Genomic DNA, 8,838 nt, shown 5'->3' on the forward strand with positions numbered 1-8,838 from the left:
GGTCCTGCTGACACAAAACAGAACGGCGCGGCGCCCCGCGGGGGGCGCCGCTCCGTTTTTCTATGCCGGAAATCAGCTGTACTTCTTCACGATGGCGGCCATCTCGTCCCAGGCGGCCTCCATGTCGCGCACCAGCTTGAACTGGGTGCGGCAGCGGTCCAGGTTCTGGCCCGGGCGGTGGGTGCGGAAGTAGTGGTCACCCTCCAGGTAGTCGGTCAGGAACCGGATACCGCACTCCAGGGTCATCAGCTTGGCGCCCCAGGGCAGGGTTTCCTTTTCCAGATCGGTCAGCGCGTCGCCGGCGGCCTGCAAAAAGCCCTTGGTGTAGCTCTCGAACAGGGGCAGGCTGAAGTTCACCTTACTCAGGTCGGGCTCGTCCTCGGCACAGTCGTTGGCGCCGAAACGGATGGAATCACCGTAGTCGTTGGCGGCCAGGCCCGGCATCACGGTATCCAGGTCGATCACGCAGATGCCCTTGCGGGTGGCCTTATCCATCAGGATGTTGTTCAACTTGGTGTCGTTGTGGGTAACGCGCAGCGGCAGCTTGCCCTCGGCCAGCAGGTTCATCATGAAGCTGCAGTCATCCTTGTGGGCCTGCACAAAAGCGATCTCCTCCGCCACATCCTTGGCACGGCCGCAGGCGTCGGCAGCCAGGGCCTTCTCAAAGTTGGCGTAGCGGTTGGCGGTGTCATGGAACCGGGCGATGGTCTCATGCAGGGTGGAGGCGTCGTAGCCGGCCAGCTGGCGCTGGAAGTTGCCGAACGCCACCGCGCTCTCGTAGAAGTCCTCGGGCTGCTCCACCTTCTGCAGGCATACGGTGCCTTCCACAAAGGTGTACACGCGCCAGGCGCCGCCGTCGGAATCGGCGTAGTAGGGCTTGCCCTCGCGGGTGTACACCACGTTCATGGTCTCCCGCATCGGATCGCCGCCCTGCTCCTCAATCACCTTGCGCAGGTAGCCGGTCACGCCGCAGATGTTCTCCATCAGGCCGTCCGGATCGGTGAAGGTGTTGGTGTTGATGCGCTGCAGGATGTAGCGCACGCAGTCGCCGGCCTCGTCCTGCACATACACGCAGAAGGTGTCGTTGATATGGCCCGCGCCGTAGCGCAGGGCGCCCGCAACCTGGCCGTTCCAGTCCCAGGCGGCCAGGGCTTCGTTCAGAATCTGTTCAGCGGTGCAGTTCATGGCTCAGTCCTCCCACAGCTTCTCGGGGTATACGCCCGCGGCGGTCTTGTCGGCAATGGCCTGCACAACCACCGGCTTGTCTTCCTTGTAGGTCACGCCGTACCACTTGTCGGTGCTGTGCAGAACCTTGACGCGGGCCTTGCCCTCGCCGATCAGCTCGCTGACCACGCTGGGCAGGAAGTACTCGCCCTTCAGCGGGTTCTCCACCAGAGCCTTGTCCAGGAACTTGGCGAAACGGGCCTTGGCCTCGCCCACAAAGCTTTCGGTGAAGCCCCACAGGTTCATGGAAACGATGGTGTCGCCGGGCACGTCGGTCCAGGTCGCGCCGTCGTCCTCGGTGAAGTGGATGCCGCCCTCGTAGGTGGCGATCTTGGTGCGCTCGGTCACGCTGGCCAGGTAGCCCTCGCTGTCGGTGACGCAGACGCCGCGGGCCACATGACCGTTCTCGGTCACGGTGTTCTTCAGCAGGTAGCCCACCATGCTGTACTCATACACCGCGTCGTCCTGATGGGTGCTCAGGTAATCGTAGATCACCTTGAACGCCTCGGGGCCGTAGTAGTCGTCGGCGTTGATGACGGCGAAAGGCCCGTCGATCACGTCAGCGGCGCTCAGGATGGCATGGCTGGTGCCCCAGGGCTTGGTGCGGCCTTCCGGCACGGAATAGCCCTCCGGCAGGTTCTCCAGCTGCTGGAACGCATAGCGCACTTCCATGTGCTTCTCCATCCGGTTGCCGATGGCTTCCTTGAATTCCTTCTCGATCTCGTGCTTGATGATGAACACCACGGTCTCGAAACCGGCGCGGCGGGCGTCAAACAGGGAATAGTCGATGATGACTTCGCCATGCTTGCCCACCGGGTCGATCTGCTTCAGGCCGCCGTAGCGGCTGCCCATACCGGCAGCCATAACAACAAGGATCGGTTTCTTCATGATAAAGGCTCCTTTCATACTGTTAAACAGGCGGCGCCGGCGGGGCGGCCGCGGATACCAGGTTTTGTCTCTCTGCCTACTATTCTACGGGCTTATTCCGGTGGACGCAAGAGCAAAAACGGCCCCGTTCTTTGCACAAAAGTCCGGCGGTGGGTTCATTCGTCCGCGCTTTTGGCCGCATCAGCCGCGGCGGCCTGATTCTGGGCACGGCGGCGGTATTCGCTGGGGCCTACCCCCAGAGCCTTTTTGAAGCTTTGGCTGAAATAGCTGGGGCTGGAAAATCCCAGCACCTGGCTGATCTGGCTGACCGAATAGTTGGTGGAAGCCAGTAGACGCTTGCTTTCGGTGATGCGGCGGGCAATCAGGTAGTTGATGGGGCTGCAGCCTACCTCCCGGTTGAAAGCGTGCACCAGATAGTATTTGTTCATGTGGGTCAGTTCGGCAAGAAAATCCAGAGTAATATTTTCGGTGTAGTTTTCGTCGATGTAGCGGCGGGCCTTGGTGCATTCGTGGCCGGCCTTGCGCTGCCCGGATTTCTGCTCCACCTGCACGATATGGCGGCTCAGTTGGGCCAGCAGTACCTCGGTCAGGCCCTGACAGATAATGTCGTGACCGATGGCCGGGCTTTCCATTTCCCGCAGCAGGGTGCGCAGATAGAACAGATAGTCTTCCCGGTCGGGTAGATTGGTCAGACGGGTATAGCGAGTTTCGTTCTGGCGTTCGTCCAGAAAATGAACCCCTTCTACTCCGATCACGATATATTCCATGGGGCTGTCGGAAAAACTCACCTCGGTGTGCTCCACCTGGGGGTTCACCAGGACCATGTCGTTGGGGCGCAGGGGAAACTGTTCATTTTCCACCTGGAAAAATCCGGACCCGTTGAGTACGTAGAACAACTCGGCGCAGTGATGGGTGTGGGGCAGACTATGCCAGTCACCTTCGTATCGGCTGCGGGTTACATACAACAGATTCACCGAACTTTGCACCCGAACCCGCGGCGCAAAGTCGTATCGGGCATTGCTCACAAAAATGCACCTCCCTTTTTAGCAATCTTGCCAGGAGCAAATTGACAATATAATTACAAAAATACAGACGAATTCAGAACGCATTATATTATGTGTTATAATATTGCTTGTTCCTAGTATAACGCGCGGAGAAAAAAACAGCAAGAAGTGACCGGTAACCATACGCAGAAAATAGGCTTGCCAGCAGAATTTGCGGTTTTCCGCGAATGACTGCGTGGCCAGGCGACATTAAGACGGGAGGTGCTTAATGGGAAGAACAATGGCAGGCAGATTGTCGGCGCTGCTCCTGGTTACCATTTTTGCGGCATGCAGCGCAGGTTCCGGTTCGGAACAGGAAGCGGTCCCGATGCGGGAGATCAATTACTGGTCCATGTGGTGTGATTATGAACCGCAGGCGGCGGTTTTGAAACAGGCGGCGGCCGCCTTTGAAGAGGAGAGCGGCATTCACGTGAATCTGGTCTGGGTGGGGCGTTCCATCACCGAGTATCTGGACGACGCGCTGAAGGCGGAAGAGGTTGTGGATCTGTTTGATGATGATATGAAACGGGTTTGTACGCAATTGTCCGCCTATTGCCTGGACCTGGAGGAGATGGCCGCCGCCGCAGGCTACGACGATTATGCTGTTCCCGTTCTGACGCAGGCGGTGCGCAGCTGGGCGGGCAGTTTACGCTGCATCCCGCACCAGCCTTACACCACCGGTGTATTCTTTACCCTGAGCAGCTTTGCCGCGGCTGGCCTTGTTGACGATCAGGGGCAGCCTGTTGTGCCGCGAACATGGGATGAATTTCTGAACACCTGCGATGCTCTGAAAAAGGCCGGCTACCTTCCGTTGGCTCAGGATGAGGGGTTTGTGGCGTTCCTGTACGGATATCTTCTGGCCCGGATTGGGGGGCAGAAAACAGCATCGGACCTGGTCTGCAGCGGCGGCTGGACCGAGAGCGATGCAGCCAGGCAGGCAGCCCTGTGCGTGCAGGAACTGTGGGACAAAGGGTATTTGAACCGGGAAGGTGCAGAGCCATTCCCGCAGGGAGAAGACCGGTTGGGGCAGGGGAGCGCCGCCATGGTGGTGAGCGGCAGCTGGGTTCCCTTTGAGGTGACCGAGCATACAGGCTGTGAGGAAGAATGGGGCTTTTTCAATTTTCCGGATCTGGGCGGACAGGATGGCGGTACGGCAGCGTGTGTAGGCGCGCAGGCCATGGCGGTGTGCCGGGAGAGCCGCGACCCTGAGGCAGCCTTTCAGTTTATTCTGTATGTGACCAGCGGCCGGTGGGACCAGGAGATGAGCAAAGCGTGCAACAACATCCCGGCGGATGTGCGCAATACCGAATGGCCAACCCTGGTGGCTGGAGTACGGGAAGACTTCCTGGCGCAGACCTCCGCCTATGATTGGAACATGGGATTGAATGATAATCCTGCCGTATTCGATGCACTGTGGACCAACTTGCTGGATCTGTTTGCAGGCAGAATTGACGCCGGGCAGTTCCTGCAGCAGATGGATGCTGCTTATGCAGCTTCCGGAGAAGATGTAGAAATATCTTAAGAAATATTGTCGATGCAAAAATGGCTTTGACTTTTACAACCTGGCTGGAAAAAGCCCCAACTTACCTTTTGACGATGCTTCGTGAAGCCGAATAATCCGCTTTATACGTCAAAATGCAGGCATCCAAAATTTCATGCGTTTTTTTGTGTAAGGATTACATAAAAAATAACAAAATCGTTGCAATCATTTTTGCGAAAAGCACAACGAGCCAATATTTATAAAATATATAGCAACTATTTGCTTGTTTTGACACGCCAAACTTGTATACTGGTAAGTGTAAAGGGCGCCGCGCGAACGGCGCTTCCACAACGGAACGGCGGTTTTGCCGTCGGGATGATACAATCATAAGGAGGAGAGCAAACAATGAAAAAGATTCTGGCGATCGTGCTGGTTCTGGCCCTGGCTCTGAGCCTGGCTGCCTGCGGCGGCAACGGCACCACCAGCAGCAGCACCCCTGCTGCGAGCGGTTCCAATGCGCAGGAGCCTGCGGGCGAGTTCGCCGGCCAGACCCTGAAGGTGGCCGCGATCGAAACTGCTTACGGCGTTGAGATGTGGGAGCAGGTCTGTGCCAAGTTTGAGGAGAAGACCGGCGCTACCGTGGAACTGACCACCGACAAGAACCTGGAGGACGTGATCGACCCCCAGATGAAGGCTGGCAACTTCTATGACGTGATTCATCTGGCCACCGGCCGTGAGAAGGCCCTGCCTGAGACCATGCTGAAGGAGAATGCTCTGGCTGATCTGAGCGATATCCTGACCATGAATGTCTACGGTGAGGACGTGACCGTGGGCGAGAAGATAATCCCCGGCTTCACCGGCAACACCACCACCAACCCCTACGGTGATGAGCGCGTGTTCATGATGCCCATGTTCTACTCTCCCTGCGGCCTGTTCTACAACAAGGCTAACTTCACCGAGGGCGGCGGCGAGCTGACCCTGCCCACCACCTGGGACGAGTTCTTCGCTCTGGCTGACCAGACCGATATCCCCCTGTTCACCTACCCCACCGCTGGCTACCTGGATGCTTTCATCTACGCCATGATCCCCGAGGTGGGCGGCCAGGAGTTCTTCAACAAGGCTCTGCAGTACGATGCCGAGGTTTGGAGCAGCGAAGAGACGGGCAAGATGTTTGAGGTTCTGGGCAAGCTGGCCGAGAACACCGAAAAGTCCACCCCGTCCAACGGCAACAACGACAACTTCCAGAAGAACCAGCAGCTGGTTCTGGACAACGGCGCTCTGTTTATGCCCAACGGCAACTGGGTTATCGGTGAGATGGCCGACGCTCCCCGCGCCGACGGCTTCGAGTGGGGCTTCATGGCTCTGCCTGCCATGGAAGAAGGCGGCGACCGTTACAGCTACACCTTCTTTGAGCAGTGCTGGGTGCCCGCTGGTTCCACCAACCAGGATCTGGCCAAGGCCTTCATCAGCTACCTGTACAGCGACGAAGCTGCTGAGATCTTTGCCACCGTGGGCGGCGCTGTGCAGCCCATTGCCGGCATGACCGACAAGCTGAGCGACGACAACAAGGTCTACTACAGCGTGTACGACAACGGCGCCAAGGCTGCTATCGGCACCTTCGCCACCACCAAGCCTGTTGAGGGTATGAACTTCAAGCAGATCTTCTGCTTCACCATGGACAGCGTTGTCAACGGCAACAAGACCGTGGAGCAGTGGTGGACCGATATGCAGGATGCCTGCGCCACCATGGCTGCAAATATGTGATTGCTTCCGGATCGCTGATCCGCGCAATAATTTCCCTGCGCAGATGATCTGGTAACCTGTGCGGTGAGCAGAAGGATCTGCCTTTTGCTCACCGCATTTTTAATGAGAATGGAGATGAACTCATGCAGAAAAATAAAGGCCGCAGCCGGTTTATCGTAGCCTGCGTTGCGCCGGCCACGATTCTTGCGTTCATTTTTCTTGTGATCCCCACCATCAATGTATTCCGCATGTCCCTGTTCAGATGGGGCGGCTATTCCCCCAACCAGGAGTTTGTGGGCCTGAGCAACTTTGTAACCTTGTTTAAGGACCAGAACTTCTATCAGTCCTGCCGCAATACCATTCTGCTGATCGTGGTGGTCACTGCTGTTACGATTACCTTCGCGCTGCTGTTTGCGGCGATCCTCACCCGGGAAAAGATCCGCGGGCAGAACTTCTTCCGTATTATTTTCTACATCCCCAATATCCTGTCTGTGGTTGTTATCAGCGCTATCTTCAGCGCCATCTATGACTCCAAGCAGGGTCTGCTCAACAGCTTGCTGAGTCTGTTCCGCGGCGATGCCGAACCGATCTACTGGCTGGGTGACCAGAAGCTGGTTATTTACAGCCTGGCTATCGCCATGGTCTGGCAGGCTATCGGCTACTACATGGTCATGTACATGGCCAGTATGTCTGCCGTTTCCGAGAGCCTGTATGAGAGTGCCAACCTGGAAGGCGCCTCCAAGCTGACCCAGTTCTTCCAGATCACCCTGCCCCTGATCTGGACCAACATCCGCACGACCCTCACCTTCTTTATCATCTCCAACATCAACATGAGCTTCCTGTTTGTCAAGGCTATGACCGGCGGTGGCCCGGACGGCGCTACTGAGGTGTTCCTGAGCTACATGTACAAGCAGGCGTATACCAACTCTACTTACGGTTACGGCATGGCGATCGGCGTGGTGGTATTCAGCTTCTCCTTTGCGCTGGCTGCTGTGGTGAACCGGGTAACCAAGCGCGAGCCGCTGGAAATGTAAGGAAGGAGCAAGTGCGTAATGGCAATTAATAAAGAAAAAGCCGTGGGCGAAAAGAGCAGCGTGCTGGGTAAAGCTATTACCTACATTGTGCTGAGCCTGCTGGCTATTACCATTATCATCCCGGTGGCCTGGGTGTTTATGGCTTCCGTCAAAGAAAACAGCGAGTTCTACGGCAATCCTTTCGCTCTGCCCAAGGGCATCCACTGGCAGAACTTTGTGGACGCCTGGACCAAGGCCAACATGGGCGATTACTTCATGACCAGCGTCATGATCACCGCCATGGCCCTGATCATCCTGCTGATCGTGGCGCTGCCCGCCGCCTACGTGCTGAGCCGCTACACCTTCCGCGGCAGCAAGCTGCTGAACGGCGGCTTTATGGCCGGCCTGTTCATCAACGTGAACTACATCGTAGTGCCCATCTTCCTGATGTTCGTCTCCGGTGACCGGCTGCTCAACAAGCTGTTTGGCAAGGGCTTTTTCCTGAACAATCCCTTTGTGGTGGCGGTGGTGCTGGCTTCCACAACCCTGCCCTTCACCATCTATCTGCTCAGCGGCTATTTGGCCACCCTGCCCAAGGCCTATGAAGAGGCCGCCTACGTGGACGGCGCCGGCTACTTCACCACCATGGTGCGCATCATTCTGCCGATGGCCAAGCCCAGCGTGGTTACCGTGATCCTGTTCGAGTTCCTGTCCTACTGGAACGAGTACATCATCTCTATGACCATGCTTACCGACCCCAACGGTCCTCGTACCCTGCCGGTCGGCCTGCTGAACCTGATGAAAGCCCAGAACGCCAAAGCGGAATACGGCCAGATGTACGCCGGCCTGGTTCTGGTTATGGTGCCTGTGCTGATCCTGTATATGTGCGTGCAGAAAAAGCTGACTCAGGGTATGACCCTGGGCGGCCTGAAAGGGTAAGGAGGCAGCCGCAATGGATGAATACAAGAAGAAAACATTAAAAACCGTGATCCGGCTGGTGCTGCTGTTTGCCTGCATCGGCCTGGTAATCGCGGGCCACAGCATGGGCTTCATGGGCGACCTGCGGCAGAGCATTATCAGCCTGCTGGTAGAGCTGCTGGGCCTGGCCGGTATTTTGGTTCTGCTGTACCTGTACAATAAACCCTTTACGAAATAATCAAACACGTGGTAAAGGCCGGAACGACCGGCCTTTACCCGTCATTTGCAGGAGGAAATCCATAATGAGCGAAGCCAATCTGACCGGCCGCGTAACAATCCCCACCGACCTGGACGTCGTGCCCGAAACTATTGAGGTTCTGAAAAAATGGGGTGCGGACGCCATCCGCGACTGCGACGGCACCGAGTTCCCCGCCGAGCTGACCAAGACCGGCGCCAAGATCTACTCCACCTACTACACCACCCGTAAGGACAACGCCTGGGCCAAGGCCAATCCGGACGAGGTGCAGCA

Annotated in this window: 9 protein-coding genes; 6 read left to right on the top strand and 3 right to left on the bottom strand. The window is 57.2% G+C overall.

The window, feature by feature from the left end; all coding sequences use genetic code 11:
• Positions 1–72: 72 nt before the first annotated feature.
• The 3 genes from B5E65_RS15830 to B5E65_RS15840 form a co-directional block, all read right to left on the bottom strand.
• Complete coding sequence (locus B5E65_RS15830; RefSeq protein ID WP_087172730.1) at positions 73–1,185, bottom strand: phosphotransferase enzyme family protein; 1,113 nt, start codon at positions 1,183–1,185, stop codon at positions 73–75.
• A gap of 3 nt (positions 1,186–1,188) precedes the next feature.
• Complete coding sequence (locus tag B5E65_RS15835) at positions 1,189–2,112, bottom strand: nucleotidyltransferase family protein (RefSeq protein WP_087172731.1); 924 nt, start codon at positions 2,110–2,112, stop codon at positions 1,189–1,191.
• Between the two features lie 155 nt (positions 2,113–2,267).
• Positions 2,268–3,137: a helix-turn-helix transcriptional regulator gene (locus B5E65_RS15840; RefSeq protein ID WP_242957592.1), complete on the bottom strand. Its 870-nt coding sequence runs from the start codon at positions 3,135–3,137 to the stop codon at positions 2,268–2,270.
• Positions 3,138–3,483: 346 nt separating this feature from the next.
• On the opposite strand from B5E65_RS15840, the gene B5E65_RS15845 reads away from it, so the two are divergent.
• From B5E65_RS15845 to B5E65_RS15870, 6 genes are all read left to right on the top strand, one after another.
• Positions 3,484–4,677, top strand: coding sequence for an extracellular solute-binding protein (locus B5E65_RS15845; RefSeq protein ID WP_158098619.1), 1,194 nt, complete (start codon positions 3,484–3,486; stop codon positions 4,675–4,677).
• Between the two features lie 363 nt (positions 4,678–5,040).
• Entirely contained in the window at positions 5,041–6,399 is a 1,359-nt protein-coding gene (locus B5E65_RS15850) for a carbohydrate ABC transporter substrate-binding protein (RefSeq protein ID WP_087172734.1), read from the top strand.
• Between the two features lie 122 nt (positions 6,400–6,521).
• A complete protein-coding gene (locus B5E65_RS15855; protein ID WP_087172735.1) occupies positions 6,522–7,412 on the top strand; it encodes a carbohydrate ABC transporter permease in 891 nt (296 codons plus the stop codon).
• Positions 7,413–7,430: 18 nt separating this feature from the next.
• A complete protein-coding gene (locus B5E65_RS15860; protein ID WP_087172736.1) occupies positions 7,431–8,330 on the top strand; it encodes a carbohydrate ABC transporter permease in 900 nt (299 codons plus the stop codon).
• Between the two features lie 13 nt (positions 8,331–8,343).
• The gene (locus tag B5E65_RS15865) at positions 8,344–8,547 is read left to right on the top strand and encodes a DUF6903 family protein (protein WP_087172737.1); all 204 of its coding nucleotides are present in this window, start codon (positions 8,344–8,346) and stop codon (positions 8,545–8,547) included.
• A 64-nt stretch (positions 8,548–8,611) separates the two neighbouring features.
• A partial coding sequence (locus tag B5E65_RS15870) for a 1,3-beta-galactosyl-N-acetylhexosamine phosphorylase N-terminal domain-containing protein (protein WP_275532888.1) occupies positions 8,612–8,838 on the top strand: 227 nt, incomplete at its 3' end.

Source organism: Gemmiger sp. An120 (genome assembly GCF_002160955.1).
In the GTDB taxonomy this organism is placed as follows: Bacteria; Bacillota; Clostridia; order Oscillospirales; family Ruminococcaceae; genus Gemmiger_A; species Gemmiger_A avium.

Bases quoted from the DNA above. Each gene is read 5' to 3' on its own strand.
- B5E65_RS15835 (WP_087172731.1), bottom strand. From the start codon at position 2,112: ATGAAGAAACCGATCCTTGTTGTTATGGCTGCCGGTATGGGCAGCCGC.
- B5E65_RS15850 (WP_087172734.1), top strand. From the start codon at position 5,041: ATGAAAAAGATTCTGGCGATCGTGCTGGTTCTGGCCCTGGCTCTGAGC.
- B5E65_RS15845 (WP_158098619.1), top strand. From the start codon at position 3,484: ATGCGGGAGATCAATTACTGGTCCATGTGGTGTGATTATGAACCGCAG.
- B5E65_RS15830 (WP_087172730.1), bottom strand. From the start codon at position 1,185: ATGAACTGCACCGCTGAACAGATTCTGAACGAAGCCCTGGCCGCCTGG.
- B5E65_RS15865 (WP_087172737.1), top strand. From the start codon at position 8,344: ATGGATGAATACAAGAAGAAAACATTAAAAACCGTGATCCGGCTGGTG.
- B5E65_RS15860 (WP_087172736.1), top strand. From the start codon at position 7,431: ATGGCAATTAATAAAGAAAAAGCCGTGGGCGAAAAGAGCAGCGTGCTG.
- B5E65_RS15855 (WP_087172735.1), top strand. From the start codon at position 6,522: ATGCAGAAAAATAAAGGCCGCAGCCGGTTTATCGTAGCCTGCGTTGCG.